18 protein-coding genes are annotated in these 22,344 nt (G+C 45.6%); 4 read left to right on the top strand and 14 right to left on the bottom strand.

Going from position 1 to position 22,344, the window contains the following annotated elements; all coding sequences use genetic code 11:
• Positions 1 to 50 precede the first annotated feature (50 nt).
• The 11 genes from KCTCHS21_RS11045 to KCTCHS21_RS10995 form a co-directional block, all read right to left on the bottom strand.
• Positions 51 to 1,394 carry an ABC transporter substrate-binding protein gene (locus tag KCTCHS21_RS11045; RefSeq protein ID WP_130607673.1) on the bottom strand — a complete coding sequence of 448 codons (1,344 nt, stop codon included), beginning with the start codon at positions 1,392 to 1,394 and terminating at the stop codon, positions 51 to 53.
• A gap of 157 nt (positions 1,395 to 1,551) precedes the next feature.
• Positions 1,552 to 2,622: a Gfo/Idh/MocA family protein gene (locus tag KCTCHS21_RS11040; RefSeq protein ID WP_130607671.1), complete on the bottom strand. Its 1,071-nt coding sequence runs from the start codon at positions 2,620 to 2,622 to the stop codon at positions 1,552 to 1,554.
• 13 nt (positions 2,623 to 2,635) lie between these two features.
• Positions 2,636 to 3,469, bottom strand: a complete 834-nt coding sequence (locus KCTCHS21_RS11035; protein WP_130607669.1) for a sugar phosphate isomerase/epimerase family protein — start codon at positions 3,467 to 3,469, stop codon at positions 2,636 to 2,638.
• Complete coding sequence (locus tag KCTCHS21_RS11030; protein ID WP_130607667.1) at positions 3,466 to 4,449, bottom strand: PfkB family carbohydrate kinase; 984 nt, start codon at positions 4,447 to 4,449, stop codon at positions 3,466 to 3,468. The genes KCTCHS21_RS11035 and KCTCHS21_RS11030 overlap by 4 nt, the downstream gene beginning before the upstream one ends.
• A 33-nt stretch (positions 4,450 to 4,482) precedes the next feature.
• The gene (locus KCTCHS21_RS11025; protein ID WP_130607665.1) at positions 4,483 to 5,421 is read right to left on the bottom strand and encodes a glycoside hydrolase family 88 protein; all 939 of its coding nucleotides are present in this window, start codon (positions 5,419 to 5,421) and stop codon (positions 4,483 to 4,485) included.
• An 80-nt stretch (positions 5,422 to 5,501) separates the two neighbouring features.
• Positions 5,502 to 6,254, bottom strand: a complete 753-nt coding sequence (locus KCTCHS21_RS11020; protein ID WP_130607660.1) for a GntR family transcriptional regulator — start codon at positions 6,252 to 6,254, stop codon at positions 5,502 to 5,504.
• Positions 6,255 to 6,428: 174 nt separating this feature from the next.
• Positions 6,429 to 7,415, bottom strand: a complete 987-nt coding sequence (locus tag KCTCHS21_RS11015) for a DUF4432 family protein (protein ID WP_130607658.1) — start codon at positions 7,413 to 7,415, stop codon at positions 6,429 to 6,431.
• A 19-nt stretch (positions 7,416 to 7,434) separates the two neighbouring features.
• Positions 7,435 to 9,483, bottom strand: a complete 2,049-nt coding sequence (locus tag KCTCHS21_RS11010) for a beta-galactosidase (protein WP_130607656.1) — start codon at positions 9,481 to 9,483, stop codon at positions 7,435 to 7,437.
• An 85-nt stretch (positions 9,484 to 9,568) separates the two neighbouring features.
• Complete coding sequence (locus KCTCHS21_RS11005; RefSeq protein ID WP_130607654.1) at positions 9,569 to 11,125, bottom strand: extracellular solute-binding protein; 1,557 nt, start codon at positions 11,123 to 11,125, stop codon at positions 9,569 to 9,571.
• Between the two features lie 67 nt (positions 11,126 to 11,192).
• Positions 11,193 to 12,089 (bottom strand): carbohydrate ABC transporter permease, encoded by an 897-nt coding sequence (locus KCTCHS21_RS11000; protein WP_170211426.1) that lies wholly within the window; start codon positions 12,087 to 12,089, stop codon positions 11,193 to 11,195.
• A 15-nt stretch (positions 12,090 to 12,104) separates the two neighbouring features.
• Entirely contained in the window at positions 12,105 to 13,016 is a 912-nt protein-coding gene (locus tag KCTCHS21_RS10995; protein ID WP_130607652.1) for an ABC transporter permease, read from the bottom strand.
• A gap of 252 nt (positions 13,017 to 13,268) precedes the next feature.
• Here KCTCHS21_RS10995 and KCTCHS21_RS10990 point away from each other — a divergent pair, with 252 nt between their 5' ends.
• Positions 13,269 to 13,514 (top strand): hypothetical protein, encoded by a 246-nt coding sequence (locus KCTCHS21_RS10990; protein ID WP_130607650.1) that lies wholly within the window; start codon positions 13,269 to 13,271, stop codon positions 13,512 to 13,514.
• Between the two features lie 171 nt (positions 13,515 to 13,685).
• The gene (locus KCTCHS21_RS10985) at positions 13,686 to 14,168 is read left to right on the top strand and encodes a hypothetical protein (protein ID WP_130607648.1); all 483 of its coding nucleotides are present in this window, start codon (positions 13,686 to 13,688) and stop codon (positions 14,166 to 14,168) included.
• A gap of 114 nt (positions 14,169 to 14,282) precedes the next feature.
• Here the strand turns inward: KCTCHS21_RS10985 and KCTCHS21_RS10980 are convergent, their stop codons facing one another.
• The 3 genes from KCTCHS21_RS10980 to KCTCHS21_RS10970 form a co-directional block, all read right to left on the bottom strand.
• Positions 14,283 to 16,523, bottom strand: a complete 2,241-nt coding sequence (locus KCTCHS21_RS10980) for an AraC family transcriptional regulator (RefSeq protein WP_130607646.1) — start codon at positions 16,521 to 16,523, stop codon at positions 14,283 to 14,285.
• A 426-nt stretch (positions 16,524 to 16,949) separates the two neighbouring features.
• Positions 16,950 to 17,468: a DUF3231 family protein gene (locus KCTCHS21_RS10975; protein ID WP_130607644.1), complete on the bottom strand. Its 519-nt coding sequence runs from the start codon at positions 17,466 to 17,468 to the stop codon at positions 16,950 to 16,952.
• A 65-nt stretch (positions 17,469 to 17,533) separates the two neighbouring features.
• The gene (locus KCTCHS21_RS10970; RefSeq protein WP_130607642.1) at positions 17,534 to 19,915 is read right to left on the bottom strand and encodes a glycoside hydrolase family 95 protein; all 2,382 of its coding nucleotides are present in this window, start codon (positions 19,913 to 19,915) and stop codon (positions 17,534 to 17,536) included.
• Positions 19,916 to 20,424: 509 nt separating this feature from the next.
• Between KCTCHS21_RS10970 and KCTCHS21_RS10965 the strand changes: the two genes are divergently transcribed.
• Positions 20,425 to 21,249, top strand: coding sequence for a hypothetical protein (locus KCTCHS21_RS10965; protein WP_130607640.1), 825 nt, complete (start codon positions 20,425 to 20,427; stop codon positions 21,247 to 21,249).
• Between the two features lie 166 nt (positions 21,250 to 21,415).
• Positions 21,416 to 22,333 carry a phosphatidylinositol-specific phospholipase C/glycerophosphodiester phosphodiesterase family protein gene (locus KCTCHS21_RS10960; RefSeq protein WP_130607638.1) on the top strand — a complete coding sequence of 306 codons (918 nt, stop codon included), beginning with the start codon at positions 21,416 to 21,418 and terminating at the stop codon, positions 22,331 to 22,333.
• The last annotated feature ends 11 nt before the right edge of the window (positions 22,334 to 22,344 follow it).

The raw sequence follows: 22,344 nt of genomic DNA, 5'->3' as shown, positions 1-22,344 counted from the left end.
TGAACGCGGGAGAGGCTTGCGCCTCACCGCGATCACTTGCTCTTTAATGACTATTTCAGTTCAGGTGCTTTTTTCAGAACATCCTTAACGAGTGCATCATAGGCTTTCTCAGCTGATGCTCCTTGCATCATCATCTTCATAACAACTGTGTTAGAGGAGAGGATGGCGTCATCGTATTTCGTAATCGGACGAACTTTAGCTTCTTTACCTAGCTGAGTGAACTTAGCCATAATGTCCTGACCACCGAAGTATGGATCTTTGTCTGTGTAGAAGCCTTCACGCTCAAATACTGGTTTGTACAGAGTAGCTGTATTGTTTAAGTTTTTGAATGCAGTAGCTCCGCTTTCAGACAACGTTACCCATTTAACGAACTGCCAAGCCAATTCCTTGTTCTTCGCTTCCTTCGGAATGGACATGCTCGTTCCACCCCATGAGTAGCCGCCAATTGGAGCGCGGATAAGACCATAGTTACCCGTTCCGTTCTTGTCGTTAGGCTTGATACCGAACGGAACAAACCAAGTAGGGCACGCGTAGAAAATAACAGTGTTGCTCGAGAAGCTCGCATTCCAAGGAGCGGACCAAGTTTCGTATTTACCTACAGTGTTGTTTGCAACCATTTTTTCAAGCGTTTTGTACGTTGGAAGGAATGTGGATTCGAGATTTAGCTTACCGTCTTTAACGAACGGCTCAGTGTACTCACCGCTGACAAGCTTGAAACCGCCTTCCAAAATGCCATCCATCAATGTAACTTTACCGCCGCTTTTTGCATAAACCTCTTTACCTTTTGCAATGAAATCGTCCCATGAAGTAAACATCTTTTCGATTTCATCTGGATCGTCTGTGCCAAAATATTCTTTAGCAAGATCGCGCTTGTACGCAATTCCCGCCATTGTTGCATCTTCCTGAAGCGTTACGATCTCGCCTTTTTCATTCTCGTTGAGTGGAATTGCGAAATCAACGATGTCCGCACGGTTAACGTTGTAAGGTGCCTTTTCGAGGTTTTCCCAAGCATCAAGCGTTAGGAATTGACCACGTACGCTGCTTTCGAACAAAACAACGTCCGGCATATTACCCTTCGAAGCGATTGTCGTTTGTAGCTTTTTGCCGTAGTCAGCATTAGGAACAACAACTACGTTAACTTTGATATTCGGATATTCTTTGTTGAACTCAGGAATGAGCTTGCTTTCGTAGTCGCCCCATGCCCAGAACGTAACTTCGCCTTTGTAATCCGCCGGTGATTTCTCTCCGCCAGAAGAAGCAGTAGGACTGCCGGACGGGCTAGCTGATGGACTCTCACTCGCAGAGTTGTTTTTGTTGCCTCCGCATCCTGCCAAGATGATCGAAAAAGTCAAAATAAGTGCCATAAACTTCGTTCCTGCGTTTTTTGTTTTCAAGTGAACCCCTCCTGAAAATGGTAACTGCGTTTTAGTTTGCACTTCTTCATCCGTTCAAACCCGATCTGGCCGGACCACCTCCTTAAATAGGTTTTACTATTTTCCCAGTAATTATTATCATTAATCACGTAAGTATGTCATTACATTGTTAAGGTGATTAAAGCTCCAATTGTACTTCTTTGCCGGTTTTCGAAGACAGATACAAGGCATCTATTATCGTTTGGTTAACGAATCCGCTTCTTCCATCCGTTATCGGGGTTGAACCCGTACGCACACAGTGTAGAAAATGTTCAGCAAGATTTAGCCGTTCGTCTCCACGCTCCTCTGCGCCTGCTACCGGTATATCGACCGAATCATCGAAGCATTCAGTCATCCAGTGGCTTCCGCTGTCTCGGATAGATACACCGCCTTGGTTCCCCATCAGGTGAACATAAGGTCCATTCTCTTCTCCGTCAGTGAACGCTGCCCAACTAACCTCTAGATGAATCACCGCACCGTCTTCCATTCGAATCATCGCCACAGCCAAATCGTCTACGTCGAATTTTCCTGCAAGATTCGGAATTCCCCACGTTCCCATTCCTTTACGCTGCTTGCCGATCTCACCGAAAGATGCGCCATACACGCCGACTGGCTTACTTGAGCTACATAGATAAAGGGCTATATCAAGCATATGAACACCAATATCAACTGCGCTTCCTCCGCCCATCATTGCCTGTGAGGTATAAGCAGATCCCCAACCAGGAATTCCTTTTCGCCGCAGCCAGCCCGTCTTCACGTAGTAAATCTGACCGAGCTTACCTTCAGCAATCTGACGCTTCACCTCCGGGAATGGCCATTTCCAGCGCATTTGATGCCCGATCATGAGTGTCTTGCCAGACTCTTTCTCCGCATGAAGAACTTGACGAGCTTCTTCTGCATTCATAGCCATCGGTTTTTCAAGAAGCACGTGTTTACCGGCACGGAGAGCAGAGCAAGCAAGCTCTGCATGGAAAGCGTTCGGTACACTAATGACTATGGCATCTATATCCGGAGCCTCAATGAGCTCTAAACTATCTGTATACGCTCTCTCCAAACCATAATCAGTTGCTGCTGCCTGTGCACGAATGGCTGACACGTCTGCTACCGCTTTCATTTCTACACCAGTAATTCGTCCGAACGTTTCCATATGGAGTAATCCCATCGTTCCCGCTCCAACGAATCCAAGTCTTATGTTCTCGCCGTTTGTCATTGGGCTTCTCCTCTCAGCAAGGTATTCCAAGCTCCACAGCAGTTCCTTTAATGTAAGAGAACGCCTGTAAATAATCTTCCTCTCGGTCCAGATGCTCTATAAGCAGTGGAAGATCAGGATCAAGTCGACTCAGCTCAGTTAAAAAGGTGACATAATCAAGCTGCCCCGTCCCAGGTAATGTTTCCTCTAAATGAACCGTCAGCTTACTACCTATTGAGATATCCTTAGCATGGCAATTCCGAATATGAGGCCCGAGCTTAGCGATAAAATCCCGAATCATATGTCCATTACGATAAAGAACACGTGGTGAGCTAATCATATTGACGGGATCAAAGTGAACGGCAAGCTGGGGCCGATCAACGGCACTCAGAAGCTGTAAATAAGAATCCGCCGAATCTGGAAATGCCCAAGGCATCGTTTCCAAAGCATAAAATGTGCGAGTAGGCTTCACAGCATCAATAATCTCTCTAATAGAATCGACAATGAGTGCGAATGTATCGTCCGTAAAGTTATCTGAGTGTGGTCCATCCCACTGCGCGCTTTTGGAGCCAGTAATATTGACACATACTCGGGCTTCTATCCGATCAGCCAGCTCCAGCTGCTTCTGTGCAAACTCGATCGCAGTAGCGCGTAAGGAAGCATCTGGACTGATCGGGTTACCCCACGCTCCCACCTCAGAGATTACGATGTCGGAGCGTTGTGCTATTTCTTTATAGGCTGTAACCGTTGCATCGTCTGCCTTATAATCAATGGGACATGGTGTTGCCCGGTAACCGTGACGGAGAACCTCGTTCGCCCATTGCTCAGGTCCGTCGAAAGCCGATTTGACATAACCTCCAAGTCTCATCGTACGATCTCCTCTCCAAGTAGCGTCTGCACCTCATCAGGCGTCGGCATAGCAGGAATCGCTCCGACTCGTGTAGTTGCTAGTGCGCCGGCCGCGTTGGCAAACTTGATTGCTGCAATCGTTTCCTCATCTACTGCTAGCTCGAATCGACCTAGGCGATCTCTTCGCTCCAACAATCGTGTAAGTAGTCCCGCAACAAAAGCGTCTCCTGCTCCTGTCGTTTCTACTACATTCATCTGATGTCCTTCAAAGCTACCGCTAGTATGTCCATCTGTATAGAAGCAACCGTCTCCGCCCTTAGTAATAACGACTAGCTTCGGACCTTGATTCAATATATAGGAAGCGCTTTCTTCGAGAGTATGGGCTCCTGTGACGAATTCCATCTCTTCCTCGCTTATCTTCACAACATCGGCGTAGCGGAATGCTGCTCGAATTTCCTGCTTTGCTAGTTCTTCATCATTCCACAGGCTCAGTCTAAGATTAGGATCGTAAGACACTAACAAACCATGACGTTTAGCCCACTCAAGCGCTTGCATTGTCGCGGTGCGAACTGGCTCACATCCGAGACTAATTGAGCCAAAATGAAATACCTTTGCGTTGGCAAACATGGATTCATCCAAATCCTCCGGAGTAAGCCTCATATCAGCGCCGGGATTTCTGTAGAACATGCAATCTCTTACTCCATCAGAACGGTTAGCTACGAAGGATAGCGTTGTGCGAGCCTCTTCATCGAAGCTCATACCACTGACGTCAATTCCAACATCCTCTAGCACTTGCTTTAAGTATTCACCGAACGGGTCTCTTCCAACCTTGCCGATAAAACCGGATTTTCTTCCCAGCCTCGATAGCCCAGCCGCTACATTGGCAGGCGCGCCGCCTGGCGCTTTGGCAAATCCGCTGGAATCAGCTAAAGACTTATCTGCATCAACCGATACGAAATCGATTAGTAATTCTCCCAAACAAAGAATTTCAGGGCTCATCCCTTTGTCCCCCTCTGCATCGTTCTATTGCAATTAATGAGCAACCGCTTCCATCAGCAAGTAAAAGGCCTGACCTTCCGTTGCCGTTCCAGATCTATCAAACATCGGTGATCCACATACACCTCTAACGAATCCATAATCATCAACTTTATCCTGCACCGCTTTTCTCATTCGATCCGCACTGCTCAAATAGCTTGCATCCAACCAGCCTGCTTTAACTGCTGAATAGATCGAATAAGCGAACATTTGCGCAGCATTCGTCTCAACGAATGTATCCGGGCGGTCAAGAACATCGTGAAACAGTCCATCCTCTCGCTGATAACGCAAGCAGGAATCCAGTAGATCGCGCAGATAGCCGATAAAGCGTTCCTTATCTGCGTTCATTGACTCAGGAAGAGTGCGAATCACTCTTACTAAACCAGCTGCAGCCCATCCATTTCCTACTCCCCAGCAATCTGCTCGGTCAAATCGTTTTTCACCATCGTTCCAGATATGTCCGTGCATACCCTTCTCTTTAATCAACAATAGCTCGCGGAATCGTTCAACTTGTGCAACTGCTTCTTCAGGATGCCCAGCTACTGCTAAAAACGGCGGTGCCATGTAAAAAGAATCTACCCAAACCTGACTAAGATGATTCACATGTGACAATGCTCCGTTCTCCGTTCGCGGAGCGATATGAAGCAAATAATTTGCCATTTTGTCGGCAGCGAGCTTGTATTGCTGATCTCCCGTTTGCTGCCAAGCGAAGAGTACAGGCTCTCCATTCGAAGCAGCATCCGTAACCGCTTTCTCATCACCCGTAACGCCAAGGCGACCAGATTCATCCTGACGAACTACGGCATCATGCGCCAACAAGATCGCATCCTCCGTGTATCCGCTTTCTATTAAAGCCTGGGCAGCAACTCCTTGCTCCCAAGATTGCCTCTGCATCCCCAACATAGCACGTTTTACAGTTTCAACTTTATTTTTCATTTTTTACACCATCCTGCAAAAAAAGTAATACGTTATTATGTCATTACATATGACACAAAACGGAAGTGAGCTACTGTCGCTCACCTGATTCCAAGCTCGAACGTGAATTGACTTCTATCCCCACGATATTTGGCTAGAGAGTATTCTATCGGTGATTCATCGGCCAAATAAGTGACACTTTTGATGTACTGAATTGGAGCACCTTTATCTATCTCCAATATTTTGGCTTCGTATTCGTTCGCCAGCACCGCTTCAAGATTACGAACGGCCTTCAGTAGGGAAAGACCACAAACCTGTCGTAATATTTCATACAGTGACTCGTACTCGAGATTCTTGTCTAGTATCGGATGACAGCGGTCATACGGTAGATAAGTGACGACATAGACGATAGGTTCTCCATTAGCAAAACGAAGGCGTCTCAATTGAATTGTTCGACTGCCCATCGGAATTCCTAATGCTTCGCCCGTCTTCTCATCGCACTCGACAACTTCCAAACCAAGAATCTTAGTCGAAGGCTCAAGCCCCTTCTTAATCATCTCGTTATTAAAGCTGTCAAGCACCTGCAAGAATGCCTGGCTGATCTTCGGCTTCGTAACGAACGTGCCCTTACCCTTCTGGCGGATAAGATAGCCTTCAACAACGAGTTCATTGATCGCTTGACGTACGGTCGGCCTGCTTATATTAAAATGTGCACTAATTTCCACTTCCGTTGGAATCGGACGATCCCGGCCTTCATGATGATTCTTTATATAGTCCAGCAAAATCTCCTTAAGCTGGTAATAATACGGAATTGGAACCTCTTTGTTTAACGTTTTGCTAAACAGGTCGGTCATCGCATAATCCCCTTTGTGTTGTTCCCTTATCTCAACGTCATAATGTCATTACATTAGGATGTTTATATGGATATCTTAATAGTTAGCTAGCCGAAAGTCAAGCACCTATTTAGCATTTGTAGCTAAAATCTGAAAACGCTTTATCTTTAAGAGTTCAGGTACAGCCTCCGCATGCTAAGACTGCTCCACACGGAGGTTGATCCATAGTCGTTTTTCTTCCATTGGCTTTAAGGAAATACAATTGTCATGTCGGATGCAGTCGTGAATATCCGAGAACCATGAGCTGGAAGGCTCCAAAGCTAAAGTATATATCTCTTCGTCGTTGTTGGACCAATAGCGTAGGCAAGGGAAAGTCTCGTGATCCCATTCAAGCAGTAGCTTCACATTCAAACTCGGATTATAGATTCCTGCAACACCCTCTTGGAATCCTTTAAGAGGGATGTAGCATGATTGCCCGATAGACTTGCGCGGATCAATCTTAAGCAGGCTTTTCCTATCGCCGTTAGGCAGAAGGACGGAAGTCGGCTCCTCTTCGAAGCTTACTAACGCCCCCTCCCTATCCTCCTCGTAACGTAAAATATTAAACGCTACACTACCCTCAGGGAGAATAACCTGAGCCTGCTCATTAACAAGCGGACCTCCGAATGCCGGATGATGCGTCCATATAAAATGAACAGTGTTTATCCCCGTATTCACGATCCGTTCCGAAATAAACAGCGTACTCTCTCCCGCCAACAATCGTATCGTTTTTTCCACAGTCAGAGGGGTATAGGGAAGAGAAAGCGAGCAACGCAGCGTTACGCTTTGATCGTCTCCTTGTTCAATTGAATAGTCCCAGGGGACGCCAGCCGATTCTCCTTCTTCTCTCTGACCCACTTCTCCGCTGCTGAAAGAAGCTCTGTTCGGAATAATTTCCTGCCAGCCTCCTGGATAGCCGTCCGCATAATGAGCGAGTCTGTTCTTCTTAAAGTCCCTTCCTTCATAGACGGCTAAACCCGCTGTTGTCTTCATCAACAATTCAAGCTTCAGCGGCTTATAGACGATTTCCCAAATATCAGTACCTTTTCCCACCAGAATAACAGCTCTTAGCCATTCATTTTCCAACACAACAGCTTGAATGCCATTGACTTGAATTTCAATAGCGGTGCAAGGACGGTTCATTCTCTAGCTCCTCCTAAAATCAGCCCTGCTCTTCCTCTAGAATGAGTGTGCTGTAAGCGTCTATAGTAACTTTTCCGCTAATGCTAGTCTGTTGTAGCATATCCTTCCAAGCCGCACCCTCTAGCCAACCCACATCTATCTCAATTGGAGCCGCATGATGGTTCAGAACAAACATAAACCGTTGTCCCTCATCCTCTCGAATGGTAATTTCCACTCCTTTTGGAGCTTTGGGGCATAGTGGCTCTACTTCCGCAGTAGAACAGACGTCCAACAACAGCTCCCGTATAAAGCTGTCCTCGGGATGCGCAGAAACATAATAAGCTTCTCCCTGTCCATAGCCATTCCGCGTCACAGCTGGCTGCCCAGCATAATAGTCTTCCAGATATACGGCAATCGCCTCCGCTCCGTTCAAGCGAACGACCTCGCCCCACTTATCGGTGCGGTAAATCTCTGAGCGAGTTGAACTAGTTGAACTCTTTGAGCTGTCAATATGACTCTTGCCCCTCCACTCAATCCGATTGGACATATTAGGCTCTAACGCATCAGCTTCTTCAACGATGATTCCGAATACGTCGTCAATTGGACGAAGAAAACCGCCATATTCCACAACGTCACAGCCGTTGACCATTCCGCTGTTGTAGCTCATGACTAGCTTGCCGCCCTGTTCCACATACGAACGCAAATTGTCCGGAACGCCCTCTTCGAACATATAAAGCATTGGTGCTACAATAACGTCGTAGCCCGACAAGTCTTCCAACGGATGAACGATGTCCACCGCAATGTTTGCTTCATACAGAGGTCTATAGAATGCGGTCACGGTGCTACGGTAATCGATGTCCTGACTTGTCTTGTTCCAGTTCACCAGCCACATCAATGTAATATCGAATAGGACGGCTACTCGAGCATGAATACGAGTCTGAAGAACCTTGTCTAGCTTTTCCAGCTCATGGCCAAGCTTACTGATTTCCCGAAATACCCGATTGTCAGATTCCGTACCATGACTTACGAGCGAGCTATGATATTTCTCTACACCCCCGCGGCTTTGTCGGAACTGAAAATACATAATAGCCTCGGCCCCACGGGCAACCGCCTGATAGCTTTGCAAGCTCATCATTCCGGGCCGCTTAGCTGGGTTATAAGGCTTCCAATTCACGTTACTGGAGGCTTGCTCCATAAGAAGAAAAGGAGCTTGCTTCAAGCTACGAAAATAATCGTGCTGAAATGCTGCCCATACTGCATAATCCCTGTGCGGTGGATAAGAATCCCAAGAAATAACGTCCAAGTGTGGCGCCCATTGATGATGGATTTGTCCGAGAAAATCAATGGAATAGAAATTGGTTGTGATAGGGATATCCGGCGTAATCCGAATGATCTCTTCCTTCTCTGCTAGAAAGCCCTGCATATTGCTGTCTGACATAAATCGCTGATAATCCAGGCTTGCGCTCGTGTGAGTCATCCCTCCGATTGGGGGTCTGATTTGCTCCCAGTCTGTTTTGGCGAGACTCCACTGTTGCAGCTGCCAAGAGTCATTCAAGCGTTCGAACGTTTCATACTTATTGCGCAGCCAAGTTCTAAATTCAGCTGCACAGCAATCGCAATAGCAATGCAAAATACATTCGTTGTTAATATGCCACAGCAGTAGATTAGATCTCTTCCCATATCGTTCCGCTAGCACTCTTGCCATATTGCGAATGTTCTCTCTATATAAAGAGTGGTTAGGACAGTAAGCCTGCCGGCTCCAATGCTCGACCCTTTGACCATTCTCATTTACTTTCAGCATCGTGGGATCCTTCTGGAACATCCAAGAAGGAGGTGCGGCTGTCGGAGTAGCCAATACAACGCCGATCCCATTATGCTCGAGCAAGTCGAACACATAGTCCAGCTTATTGAAATCGTAACAGTTTTCCACCGGTTCAATCATTCCCCAGCCGAATACATTTAGAGTCACTGCATTGATTCCTGCCTCTTTCATGAGCACGACATCCCGTTCTATGACCTCAATCGGCCATTGCTCGGGATTATAGTCAGCTCCATATAACACTTGGGACTGAAGCTTCTTGCTTTTCATATGAATGTGTCACCTCTTTGTGTATGAAGGAGGGTATCCAGCTATAAGCTGAATACCCTGTAGATGTCCCTCGAATTAAAGCTGTTTATTTTTTCAAGAACTCGTCGATTTGCTTCTGCAGCTCGATTTGGATTTTTTTCAGATAACCTTCGCCTTCGGATTTCAGCTTGTCCCAGGTTTTCTGCGGATCAGACACTCCATTGAATAAAGAGGAATAATACTTATCTTCGATTGCGCTATATAAGGAAACCTCGTTCGCTACAGGCTCCGGATTGAAAGAGAAGCCAGTTAGTGCGCTTGTAATCAAATTGTCTGCACTAGCATTAAATTTGTAATGCTCAATCGCTTCAGGGTCGAAGCCAGCGTTCAAGCGATCCAATGTCGGATTCCAAATCCACGCATACGGGAAAAACGCGTATTTGCTATCTGGAAGACTTTGATATTGGTCATCTCCGATTGCTTCGTAATTCCGACCTTCGATTCCGTACGCTAACAGATCATAGTTTTCCTTCTTAGCAGTCCAGTTCAAGAACATCATGGCGCGTTCCTTGTTTTTGCTTACTTTCGGGATAGCCTGGAAATTAGCTTGTTTAAAGTTTGTTGTGACCTTACCCTTTTCCAAAGGCATGAAGGTTACAGCTTCGAGCTCGCCACCGGGTACGTTCTTAGGAATAGAAGTCATCATTTTCGTAGGCACACCGAATTCGTTCGTAGCGTATATCGCTACATTTCCCGATTCAAACACAGTATCCGCGTCTTTGATTGCAAGCACGTCTGGATGGATCAAGCCTTCGTTATACAGCTTGCGCGCTTCTTCAATCCATGACCAGACTACTGGGTCCATCTCGTCAAATAGGTTATATACTTTTCCATCGTTATTTTTGTAATGAAGAATAATACTTTGACCTAGCGCATCCGATCTTAGAATTTCTGGCTGGAAGGTCATGAAGGATCTGAATGCTCCCCAAGCCGAATCTTTCTGACCAGGCTGGCCTTTGGCTAGAATCGGAATAATATTTTTCTCGTTTTCCTTAATTTTATAGGCCATTGCAATCAAATCCTCGTAAGATTTAATAGGCGGTATGCCATATTTCTCTCTGAGGTCCTTGCGAACTAAATACGTTCTTCCAGCAAGATGAGAGTTTCCGAGTGGGAGAGCATAGATATTTCCTAGAAACTTGTTAGCATCGAACATTTGCTGGGATCTAACCGCAACCGCATCTTGTCCGTATTTCGCCAATAAATCCTCTAACGGCTCGTAGTAACCAGAAGCAATCATTTGCTCCATATGCAGCCAAGGGGCGTCAAAGATTAGATCTACGTCCTCACCGGATGCAAGCATAACCTGCGTCTTCGAGGCCAAATCAGACCAAGGTACGAATACAAGATTAAGCTTCACATTAATCGTGTCTGCCATTCTTTTCTCCGCTTCCGCAATAATCAAATCCATATCCGCAGGACGGTCACCAGGCAAAATAATCTTTAATGTTACCGGGGAAAGCTTTTCTGAGGAGTTAGCCGACGGGCTTGCCGACGGTGAATTTGTTTCAGAATTAGCCTTGTTTTCAGATTTGGAGCCACATCCGAGTACTGTAAGCATAAGTAATAATACCGATAAACCTACTGCGAGTGTCTTTTTCATCCTTGCTTCAACCTCCCGATTGTTGTGATCTGTTATCTATGCTCAACCGGATATCTCCGGGATAAGCCTAACCTTTTAGCGCTCCAATTGTAATCCCCTTGACGAAAAATTTTTGCACAAAAGGATATAAGAAAATGATAGGACCGATCGTTAAGCATACTGTTGCCAGCTGCACCCCATATGTCGGCACCGCTTGCGAATACGAGGTTTGACTACCTCCGACATAGGAGCTGATATTAACGTTCGATATGATTTGGCGAATCATAATTTGCAGTGGGTGAAGATTATGATTGTCGATGAACAAGAGCGCCAAATAGAAATCATTCCAGTATTGGAGAGCGTAGAACAAGCTTACAGTGGCAATAACGGGCTTCGAGATTGGCAAAATAATTCTAAAGAAGATGGTCAGGTCATTGGCTCCATCAATCGTAGCTGCCTCGTTAATCTCGTAAGGCATTGTTCGAAAGAACGACACCATAATAAAGGCAAAGAAGGGATTTAACATATAAGGAAGTATTAGCGCCCATAACGTATCCTTCAGTCCAAGGGTGTTCGCTATGAGAATATAGAAGCCGACTAATCCAGCACCGAAAACCATCGTAAAATAGGTCATGAAGGATAAAATGTTTCGGTATTTCACTTTAGGGTGGGCTAGCACATAGGCATACATAGACGTAATTAGTACGGCCAAGCAAGTTCCGACGACTGTTACGGTAATGGTAACCATGTAGCTGCTGAGAATTTGCTTGCCTGCCATTGTATATTGATAGGAATATAATGAGAATTCCTTCGGAAATAGCTGCATACCATGGATTTTGATGCTGCTCTCCGAAGCGAACGAATTAATAACAACTAGCCAGAACGGAACGATGCATAGGAGGGCGAATAGCCCTACGAACACGTAAATGCCGATGACAAAGCTTTTTTCCAGTATGGACTTATCTTCCCGGACTTTCGTTTTCATTCGTGTTACTCCTCCTTAGAACAAGCCAGAATCCTTGTCGATTTTTTTGGCTAATAGATTGAAAATGACGATTGTAATTAATCCCATAACGGACTGGTAAAGGACGACGGCAGAGGATTTACTGAAATCACTCAATACCCGAAGTGAACGATACGTGTAGGTGTCAATAACATCCGTAGTAGAATACAAGGCGCTATTGTCGCCGATAATTCCATAAATCATTCCGAAGTCACCATAGAAAATACGACCGATACCCAGTAATCCAAGCACGATAATGACGCTTCTAATTAACGGAATGGTAATATGAATGATTTGTTGAAAACGCGTTGCCCCATCAATCCGTGCGCTCTCGTAAAATTCACCAGAGATGCCTGTGATAGCAGCTAGAAAAATAATCGAATAATAGCCTGCAAACTTCCATACGTAAATCAGTGTTAGAATGGCTGGCCACACTTCGGCTTTCAAATACCAATTGATTCTTTCTGCCCCGTACGCTTCTAAAGTTCGGTTGACCACGCCATCCGTCGTGTTTAGAAAAGCGAACGCCATCATGCTCACAACCAACCATGAGATGAAATAAGGCATAAAGATAAACGACTGCGCTAGCCTCTTAAAGAGTGCATGGCGAATTTCATTAAGAAACAATGCAAGTACAAGAGCGATTCCTAAACCGAATACAAGGAACAATCCGTTAAGAAATGCCGTATTAAACGTTACCTTGTACCAGTCGGCGCTCATGAAGAAAAATTTGAAATTATCGAATCCAACGAACTTGCTTCCCCATAGGCCATCTGCTAACCGATATTTCTTGAAGGCGATCAAATGTCCGTTCAACGGCACATAAGCGAATACGATCAAGAACATCAGCCCGGGCAGCGCCAATATATACAAGAACTTATTTTTCGTGACCTCTCTAATAAAACTCATTGGCTCCACCTGCTTCTGTTAGATAGTGTGTTCCTCTCGTGGCTTAATCATAGGCGGCTGCACTTCCCGGCGTATAGTTCTCATACAGGGTAATAGGTGTTGAAATGATCCAAATTAGAGGTTCTTATTCCGGTTATGAGGTATCCAAAACGGCAAAAAGCCTTATTGGGCTGGGAAAAGCCAAGTGATAAGTAACCAGGGTTCGAGAAGCTGCAAGAAGCTGAGAACGGACTAATTGGTGGGAAAACGCGGTTGGAGGACTTGCAAGCCGCTGAGAACGGACTAATTGGTGGAAAGACGCGGTCGGAGGACTTGCAAGCCGTTGGGAGCGGACTAATTGGTGGAAAAGCGGGGTTGGAGGACTTGCAAGCCGCTGAGAACGGACTAATTGGTGGAAAACCGGGGTTGGAGGACTTGCAAGCCGCTGAGAACGGACTAATTGGTGGAAAGACGAGGATTCGTGGGCTGCAAGACGCTGGGAGCGGACTAATTGGTTGAAACACGGGGATTCGTGGGCTCCAAGACGCTGGGAGCGGACTAATTGGTGGAAAGACGAGGTTTGGTGCGCTGCAAGACGCTGGGAGCGGACTAATTGGTGGAAATACGGGGTTGGAGGACTTGCAAGCCGCTGAGAACGGACTAATTGGTGGAAAAACGTAGTCAGAGGAGTTGCAAGCCGTTGGGAGCGGACTAATTGGTGGAAAAGCGGGGTTGGAGGACTTGCAAGCCGTTGGGAGCGGACTAATTGGTGGAAAAGCGGGGTTGGAGGACTTGCAAGCCGCTGAGAACGGACTAATTGGTGGAAAACCGGGGTTGGTGGACTTGCAAGCCGTTGGGAGCGGACTAATTGGTGGAAAAGCGGGGTTGGAGGAGTTGCAAGCCGTTGGGAGCGGACTAATTGGTGGAAAAACGGGGTTGGTGGACTTGCAAGCCGCTGAGAACGGACTAATTGGTGGAAAAACGGGGTTGGTGGACTTGCAAGCCGCTGAGAACGGACTAATTGGTGGAAAACCGGGGTTGGAGGACTTGCAAGCCGCTGAGAACGGACTAATTGGTGGAAAACCGGGGTTGGAGGACTTGCAAGCCGCTGAGAACGGACTAATTGGAGGAAATCGAGGACTGTTGGACTGCAAGATGCTGGAAGCGGACTAATGGTGGGGAAACGGAGATTGGTGGGGGCCGCTGGGAGCTACTAAGATCAGCGAATTCCAGCAGCCGCGAGCATATAACGCACTCACGGCTACTAAGATTTGCAGTTTCTGCCTATTATGACTTATCCCGATACTGGCTAGGAGTCATGCCAGTTGCTTTCTTAAATGTTGTAAAAAAGTGACTTTTGGTCTGGAATCCGGAGCGTTCGCCGATATCTGTTACTGTCCAGTTGGTCGTTTCTAGGAGACCTTTAACCTTGTTGATGCGTTCCTCCATAATGTAATCGGACAGCGTCGTCTCGAATACTTCCTTAAATAGCTGGCGGATATAACGTGTAGACAAGGATACATGCTCCGAAATCTCCTCAATCGTCAACAGCGGATCGTGTAGATGGGTTTTCACATATTCCACGACTTCGGTTACAATTTCATCTCGGCGGCTGGACCCCTTCTTGTTGTTTAGGTCGTCCATAATCTCAAACAGCTCCTGCTCCAGCCAACCCTTAATTCCTCCCAGTGTATCGAACCTCTCCAAAATACTCTCGACTCCTTCAACGGATTCGACAGACGGCAGCTTATTGAAGGTTTTGAACAACGTGTACAAAATCAAAGATAATTGAAACTTACTATCCGCATAGTGCATGGTCTGCATATGTCCGAAAATTTGTCCCAAGCTCGCTGTAACTTCTTCCGTTTTCCCCAATCTAACTCTCTTAATCAGCTCATCCAGCAGCTTGTCATCGGGAAGCGGCTGAACCCGCTCCATATAAGCCTCAAAATCCTGCTCCAAATAAATCTTATCTGCTCCGGATATAAATTTAAGCATCGTTAATTCATGAATATGGTTGTAGAGACTCCGCAGATCATCGCCAAATTGATACTGTCCACTAACAGCGATTGTCACGTCTATCCGCGTCCATTTGTTGATTTGTTTTCCGACATCCTCAAGGGTTTCCACTAGCTTGTTCATTGGAATATCTGAGCCAGAGATGAGCAGGGCTAAGTGATCTCCACCCAAATCGACAGAGGCCGAGTGTCCATAATGATTAATAATCTCTTCGGCGATGTTGCCAATAGCGTATTTCATCAGCTTTCTGGAAGCAAAATTGTACTGGTCCTCGAAAAGGCTATATCCGTTAATTCTAATTACACTGAGATATAGACCGTCCCCTTCGAACAACTTCGTCTGCTCACGGAGATATTGCTCGACAGGGGCAATGAGCTTACCTTGAACAATCCACTGCCTTAAATACTCGAGCTTGATTACACTTTTATGCTCTCGCATGGATGTATCCATCTTATCAACCTGATTAGCAAGCATCTCAATCCCATAACGAATAACCTTATATTCTTCCCTCGGACCATCATTACTCTCGCTTCTTAGCTGCAGACCGAATTTCATCTCCAACTGATCCGCAAGCTGGGAGAACGGCTTGTAAGTACGGCGTGAATTCCAGAACAGAATACCCAACATTAAGACCACGAAGGACACGACGAATAGCAGCATTTTATTTCTAAAAGAATTAAAATCCGCAATGATGAGATTATACTTAGCCGTTTGATACAAGGTCCATCCTTGTGGCTCGATTTGCGCATATTGGACAGACCACAGCTCACCATTGTCATTATAAGAGAAGCTCCCCTTCTCCTTAGTCGATTTCTTGGCCAGCTCAGCATACAGCTCATCCGAGTCGCTTGAACCAAGCATAACCTGCCCATTGTGATCCAGAATAAAGGACCTCGTTCCCGATGACTGGTTGTCTTTAAGCAAATATTGCTGAAGCAGTTGAATGTCCATGAGCATAACCAAATAGCCGAACGATTTTTGCCCAGAAGGCACCGTCGGAATGATCAGCGCCAGCTTCGTCTGTCCGTTCGTATCGTACGTAAAGAAATTCAAATAGGATTTTCTGGACTGCCCAACAAGCTCAAGAATAACCTGATCAGAAAATAGCTCAAACGAAGTAACCCCATACTTTAGATTAATCGCATGCTCCGAGCGCATATTAAACAAATAAATATTTTCTATGAAGGGCTCAGTCGTCGTATAGTTGGCAGCCGCTTTCATCGCATCCATCTGATGCTCCGGCGTTTGCACCTTATCCGTTAGCCAAACCTGGATGCTCTTGTCCTGATACATATTCAGACCGTATCCAATCATTTTCTTTAACAGAAACTGGGCATTCTCTTGTGCATGTACAACCTCAATTTCGTTCGCCTTGTCGATCTGTTTCATCGCATACGTAGAAAATTGCCGAGTAATAATATACACAAAAGGAATCGACACTAGCGAAAACAGTATGCACAGCACTAGAAAAATACGAATATATTTTTGTCTGGGTATAAAGCGCACCATTCGTATCTCTCCCTTGACCCTCTAGGGTTCACTCTCACGGGAAAGTATAAATTGAAGGCCCTCAAGTTACAAGTTCTATAACTGGAAATAGAGTCTTATATCAGGAACTATGGCTTATAATCAGGCATAATCACCCTTTTTTTAACAATTGAATTAGTCTATTGGTATATTAATGAAGGCTTGTGTCCTAAAAATGATATGCTGCAGCGGCTCCTACGAAACTACGATATTTTTAATTGTACTCTCTGCTTGGCGAGGGGATATGCGGGATAAAGCGGAATGTGGGTGGTAGGCAGTTGGATGCGGTAGTGGAATAAGGCAAGTGGTGGGATGTTGGTACCCGGTATATGGGATATCTTGAGATGGCGGTACGAGCGGTCGCAAAAAATGAGGCCCCCAATTAGAGGCCCCACAAAGAAACTAATCTCAAACCTTCACTGGCTCTGGTCGTTTAACAAGGAGAGGTGGTGGAATTAGCCAGCCCTTTTCCTTCAATAGCTTAAGGGTCTTATTGCCAAGAAGTGATCTAGCTACATGATACTTAGCGAATAAAACACCTATATCTTCGCGCATACTCATTGCCATCGCCCCGCTACAAGCAACAAGCCCTACCGCAGTATCCGCAGACAAAGCAGCCGTTATTTCCTGGTCAGTGAATCGTGCACCCACCGGTATGTCTTCAAGATTCACTTTAGGCCTGTCCGCCATCATTGGAGCTGCTACGATACCATTGTCCTGAAGTATTTCGTCTATTTCTTTAATTTCTTGCTTTGCTTGATCAATATAGTCAACAATCAATTTTTTGAGATCTTTATCTCCAGCGTGGTTTAGATAACCTTGATAGAAGGATACGATTCCTTTAGCGACGGTCGAAGCACTCCACAAGCTCGATATTTCACCATAATGCATGGGCTCATCCTTAGGATTGCCACTTAAAATCCCCACATTGTTGGCCTCATTTCTTTAATTAGGTACGGTTCACCCCGTATTATGCTTCATCACATTTCCCCCTATTCCATTCCCGCATATATTTCATATCGTGAATTTTTTTGTGTCGGGAAGCGGTACACACCTGCATCATCGGCTACGATTGCAACTGGTCGACCGTCCTCCATAATACGTAAAGTCTGCTGTGCCAATACAGAGCACGGCTCCCCATCAAGTGACACTATTTCCGCTTCCTTCAGCTGACCATTACTCCATTTTATGCTAACTTCAAACCCACCCCGACCTCTCAGTCCACTAACAGCACCTTTGGCCCATTGATCCGGCAATGCGGGAAGCAGCTCCAGATAGCCTTCATGAGATTGCAGCAGCATCTCTGCAATGGCAGCTGTAACCGCAAAATTACCGTCAATCTGAAAGGGTGGATGCGCACAGAGCAAATTGGCATAAACCCCACCATGATGATAATTGTCTGCTTCACCGTCTTTGACAAGCTTCAAAAATTGGTCAATTAATCGATGAGCTCTATTGCCATCCTTGAATCGAGCCCATAGCGCGATCTTCCAGCCAAGGCTCCAGCCTGTCCCCTCATCGCCGCGACGCTCCAACGATTGTCTAGCTGCAGCGAACATTTCCGGCGATGTGCGTTCCGTAATCTGTCGTCCCGGATATACGCCAAAGAGATGCGAAACATGACGGTGATTAACATCCTCGTCTTCAAAATCCCGATACCACTCTTGCAGCTGCCCATACTTACCGATTTGCAGCGGATAAAGCTTTTCCTTAACCCCAGCAAGCTCTTCTCGGAAGGAATGATCTATGTCCAAAATATCAATTGCTTCTATACAATTAGTGAACAAATCCCAAATCAAGGACATATCCATCGTCGTTGCCGCACTAACGGAAGCCGTTCCTGTGGAGGTTCTAAACTTATGCTCTGGCGATGTCGAAGGAGAGGTAATCCATAACCCTTCATCATTCTTAATCAGCCAGTCTAGACAAAACAACGCTGCCTCCTTCATGACAGGGTAAGCTTTGTTCCTTAGATAATCGATGTCACGATTAAAGGCAAAGTGCTCCCACAAGTGCTGGCATAGCCATACTCCTCCCATCGGCCACAATGCCCAGCCCGCATCTCCATCGCCGTAATTGCCAACCGGAGCGGTATGCGCCCAGATGTCAGCATTATGATGTGCTGTCCATCCCCGTGTGCCATAATGAATCCGGGCTGTTTCACTGCCGGTAACAGATAAGTTCTCAATCAGTTGCAATAGTGGCTCATGTAACTCTGTCAGATTACAAATTTCCGCTGGCCAATAGTTCATTTGCGCATTAATGTTCAGCGTCCAGTTGCTGCTCCATGGAGCACGTGTATCCTTATTCCATATTCCTTGTAGATTTGCCGCCTGAGTACCTTCCCTCGAGCTACTAATCATCAAGTAACGACCATAGTGAAATAGCAAGGTCACCAGCCCAGAATCGTTCGCTCCGTTGAGCTCAATTCTCGAATCTGTCGTCATATCGGAGTAGGATGGATCCTCTTCTTCCAACTGCAAATCCATTCTTTTATATAGCATCCCATAGTCCTCAACGTGAGCCTTGTACAGTTCCTCATAAGAGCAATCAATCGCCGCTTCTAACTGTTTAACTGCCGCCAAGGTTGCTTCTTCCGCTTTGCTGGGAAATTGGTTAAAGCTCTTAAAGCTTGTCGCTGCTGCCAAAAGCAAAGTGGCGTGACTTGCCCCATATACATGAATACCAGTATGATCTACCCTTACTTCGCCATCATGCTCCGTTACAGCCATTCTGGTCTCAAAGCTCATCGCACGATTCTGCTCGACATCCCCATATACAATAGGATGATCAACATCAAAATAATTAGGAGCTACATATTCTGGAGCTGTCCCCTTCATCACAAAATGCTGCCCATCCGCCAAGGTTGTATGCCTAAGGGAGCTATCCATCCGAGCATGAAAGTTAAGCGCTCCGGGAACACTCGCCGACATTCTCATCACAATCGACTGATGGCGGTGAGAAGTATAAATTTCTCGTATATACTGCACCTTGCCAATTGTATATTCGATGCGAGTGATGCCCTTCTCAAGATCAAGCTCCCTCGTATAATTATCGCAAATATCTCCATGTTCATAGCAAATATGTAGATCGCCCATAGGCAAATAAGACTGCGTATAGGCGCCCATCATTTTTTTACCTAGTAAATCTGCTTCTTCGTAGCGCTCCTCTTGCACAAGTCTGCGCATTTCGGGAAGCTGCTCCTTCGATTGTGGATTGTTGCCATCATTCGGAAAGCCTGACCACAGCGTATCCTCGTTAAATGAAATACTCTCTTTCTCTACCTTGCCAGAAACCATCGCGCCAAGACGACCGTTTCCTACCGGAATTGCCTCTGTCCACACCTGTGCTGGGGAAGTATACTTTAGACGCATTTGCGCTCCTCCTTCTATATATAACATTCGCGAAATTACAGTTTAGCTGGAACTCTAATGACGATCCTCGTCCCACAACACTCCCATAGCTAATTGAGTTCACCCCATGGACGAACGCATTTTCCACAATAGGTCGCATAATGAAGCGCTTCCATTTCAGGCCTTAATCAACCCCTAATTTAACCAATATCTTTTATAGAAATATTAAACATGTAAACCAACATCGTCAATAGTACCTTAATAAGAAATGGTCTGCACAACAGAGCTTCTCACAGTTGACGAAAGATGTGCTCTACAACGGGAATAATGCTCGTTATTACGGATTGTTTTCCGCTATCTTGTTGCCCCCTCTAGCTAGTGGTAATCTCATGTTGAATCACCCATAAAAAGGTAAGGGAGGGAAATTGATAATTGGAAGACGCGCATCTGCGCGGGATTGTGTAATGGAGTAAAAGTGATAGAGGGTATGACAAACACAATTAAATCGAAAAAGGATGGTGTATTTACTCATGCGTAATCGTTTCACAAAATGGTTGCTCTGTTTCTCGCTGGCCTTATCACTCGTTCCCGCATTTACCGCCCATGCAGCCACTAACACGACCGCGTCGAACATTACAGAAACATCCCTCAGATTAACTTGGACGTTCCAGCCCGGAGAAAGCTTCGTGCAAATTTACAAAAACAACGTCTATCTGGATTCGAGAGCTGGCTACAACGTGCTCGACGTCACAAGCTTAACACCCTGCACATCCTACAATTTTAACGTAGTTGGTTCTGGCTTCGGTAGCTCATCTACGAACGTCACTACGTTAGGCTGCCCGACGGCTCCAGCTATTACGTACACGACTACCGTGTCATCGATTGACCTGAGCTGGACAGCGACGAACGCCGTTAGCTACGATATTTACAAAAACGGCTCTCTATACGCGACGACGTCGGACACGACTTATTCAGTTGGCGCAGGGGCAGGGCAAACCTTCCAGATCAAGATCGTTGCTAAGAATGGTACTGGGGCTACCGCACAGACAACCATTTCGGCGACTACACAAACCTTCACTGCTACCTTCGTTCAAGATAACCTGTCCGGAAATATTCGAGTCGGCGGCGCTTTTACTAATTCGAACCCGACTTCCCCGACTTCGATGAACATCGCGCTCTATCGTGTAACTGGATCGGGTGACGTCTACGTCGGCAGCACATCGGTTTCCATCGGTGCAAATCAATCGGTCGGTGGCTGGTATCCGATCGCGACGGGTCAACCACTCGGCACTTACAAGGCTGTTTTAACTTCCCAATCCGCGACCACCTCTGGCGCATCAATCGGCTCTTATTAATTCGAATCAATCACAACCCGTCAAAATCCTTGTATAATCAAGGGCTTTGGCGGGTTTTTTAGTTTTCACTTCAATAAACTTCATACTTTCATTCGTTTTTTCTCCACTCCCTCTTAAGATCAGCCCTGTAGTATTGCATACATCGGCATTTGAGAGGAGCATAACAATGAATAAAAAAATAGTGTGCCTAAGCTTATTAATCGTTGTTTGTATGATCTGGTTGGGATGGGGTTTTATCTGGTCCATGGGGGATAAGCAGGCTCCAGCAAATCATACAAGCGCTTGGGAGAAAAATGAATTTATTGCGCATGCTTTAGGAGGGATAGATGGTGCAAGCAAAACTAACTCCTATGAGGCATTCATAGCCAACTATGACAGAGGATATCGCTTATTCGAAGTAGATCTCTTAGAAACAGCCGATGGCGAGTTTGTCGCAAGACATGATTGGTCCCCACGGCTACAACCTGATATGCTTAACAAAACTAGTCATACCTTAACGATGTCACAATTTAAGAGTTCACCTATATTAGGTAAATTTCATCCACTTTCATTAATCGACATCCTTCAATTGATGCAGCAATATCCTGATTTTCATTTGATTATAGACACTAAGGAAACAAGCAAAGAGAAAATTCAGCAGCAATTTGAATTTATAGTAAAGCAAGCTACCCTTATAGATTCTTCTCTATTAGAACGAATAATTCCTGAAATTTATAATCCAGACATGTACGATGTTATTATGAAGGTATACCCCTTTCCTAATAAAATTTATTCGTTATATAAATCTGGAGCTTCAGCAGCAAGCATCATTGATTTTGTGAAGGACAAGCAGTTTTCTGTGGTGGCCATGCCTGCGTATCGCGTATTTCTAAATCCAAATCTCGTTCACTCATTAAATAAACTAGGTATAAAAAGCTACGTTCACACGATTAATGACAAACCCCAAATGAAATTATTGCAAAGCTTCGGGGTACATGGGTTTTATACGGATTTAGAGATTTCCCCAGATAAACTAGCACTTAAGGTGGCCAAGACTAACAACGTCAGCTTTTGGAATACATTTTCACTACACGGGTTAGTATAAGCACTATCATT

The sequence above is a fragment of the Cohnella abietis genome, from assembly GCF_004295585.1.
GTDB lineage: Bacteria > Bacillota > Bacilli > Paenibacillales > Paenibacillaceae > Cohnella > Cohnella abietis.
This window is presented reverse-complemented; position numbering and strand designations above follow the sequence as displayed.

Excerpts from the sequence above, each read along its gene's own strand:
- KCTCHS21_RS11040 (WP_130607671.1), bottom strand. The coding sequence starts at position 2,622 with ATGACAAACGGCGAGAACATAAGACTTGGATTCGTTGGAGCGGGAACG.
- KCTCHS21_RS11035 (WP_130607669.1), bottom strand. The coding sequence starts at position 3,469 with ATGAGACTTGGAGGTTATGTCAAATCGGCTTTCGACGGACCTGAGCAA.
- KCTCHS21_RS11030 (WP_130607667.1), bottom strand. The coding sequence starts at position 4,449 with ATGAGCCCTGAAATTCTTTGTTTGGGAGAATTACTAATCGATTTCGTA.
- KCTCHS21_RS11025 (WP_130607665.1), bottom strand. The coding sequence starts at position 5,421 with ATGAAAAATAAAGTTGAAACTGTAAAACGTGCTATGTTGGGGATGCAG.
- KCTCHS21_RS11020 (WP_130607660.1), bottom strand. The coding sequence starts at position 6,254 with ATGACCGACCTGTTTAGCAAAACGTTAAACAAAGAGGTTCCAATTCCG.
- KCTCHS21_RS11015 (WP_130607658.1), bottom strand. The coding sequence starts at position 7,415 with ATGAACCGTCCTTGCACCGCTATTGAAATTCAAGTCAATGGCATTCAA.
- KCTCHS21_RS11010 (WP_130607656.1), bottom strand. The coding sequence starts at position 9,483 with ATGAAAAGCAAGAAGCTTCAGTCCCAAGTGTTATATGGAGCTGACTAT.
- KCTCHS21_RS11005 (WP_130607654.1), bottom strand. The coding sequence starts at position 11,125 with ATGAAAAAGACACTCGCAGTAGGTTTATCGGTATTATTACTTATGCTT.
- KCTCHS21_RS11000 (WP_170211426.1), bottom strand. The coding sequence starts at position 12,089 with ATGAAAACGAAAGTCCGGGAAGATAAGTCCATACTGGAAAAAAGCTTT.
- KCTCHS21_RS10995 (WP_130607652.1), bottom strand. The coding sequence starts at position 13,016 with ATGAGTTTTATTAGAGAGGTCACGAAAAATAAGTTCTTGTATATATTG.
- KCTCHS21_RS10980 (WP_130607646.1), bottom strand. The coding sequence starts at position 16,523 with ATGGTGCGCTTTATACCCAGACAAAAATATATTCGTATTTTTCTAGTG.
- KCTCHS21_RS10970 (WP_130607642.1), bottom strand. The coding sequence starts at position 19,915 with ATGCGTCTAAAGTATACTTCCCCAGCACAGGTGTGGACAGAGGCAATT.
- KCTCHS21_RS10965 (WP_130607640.1), top strand. The coding sequence starts at position 20,425 with ATGCGTAATCGTTTCACAAAATGGTTGCTCTGTTTCTCGCTGGCCTTA.
- KCTCHS21_RS10960 (WP_130607638.1), top strand. The coding sequence starts at position 21,416 with ATGAATAAAAAAATAGTGTGCCTAAGCTTATTAATCGTTGTTTGTATG.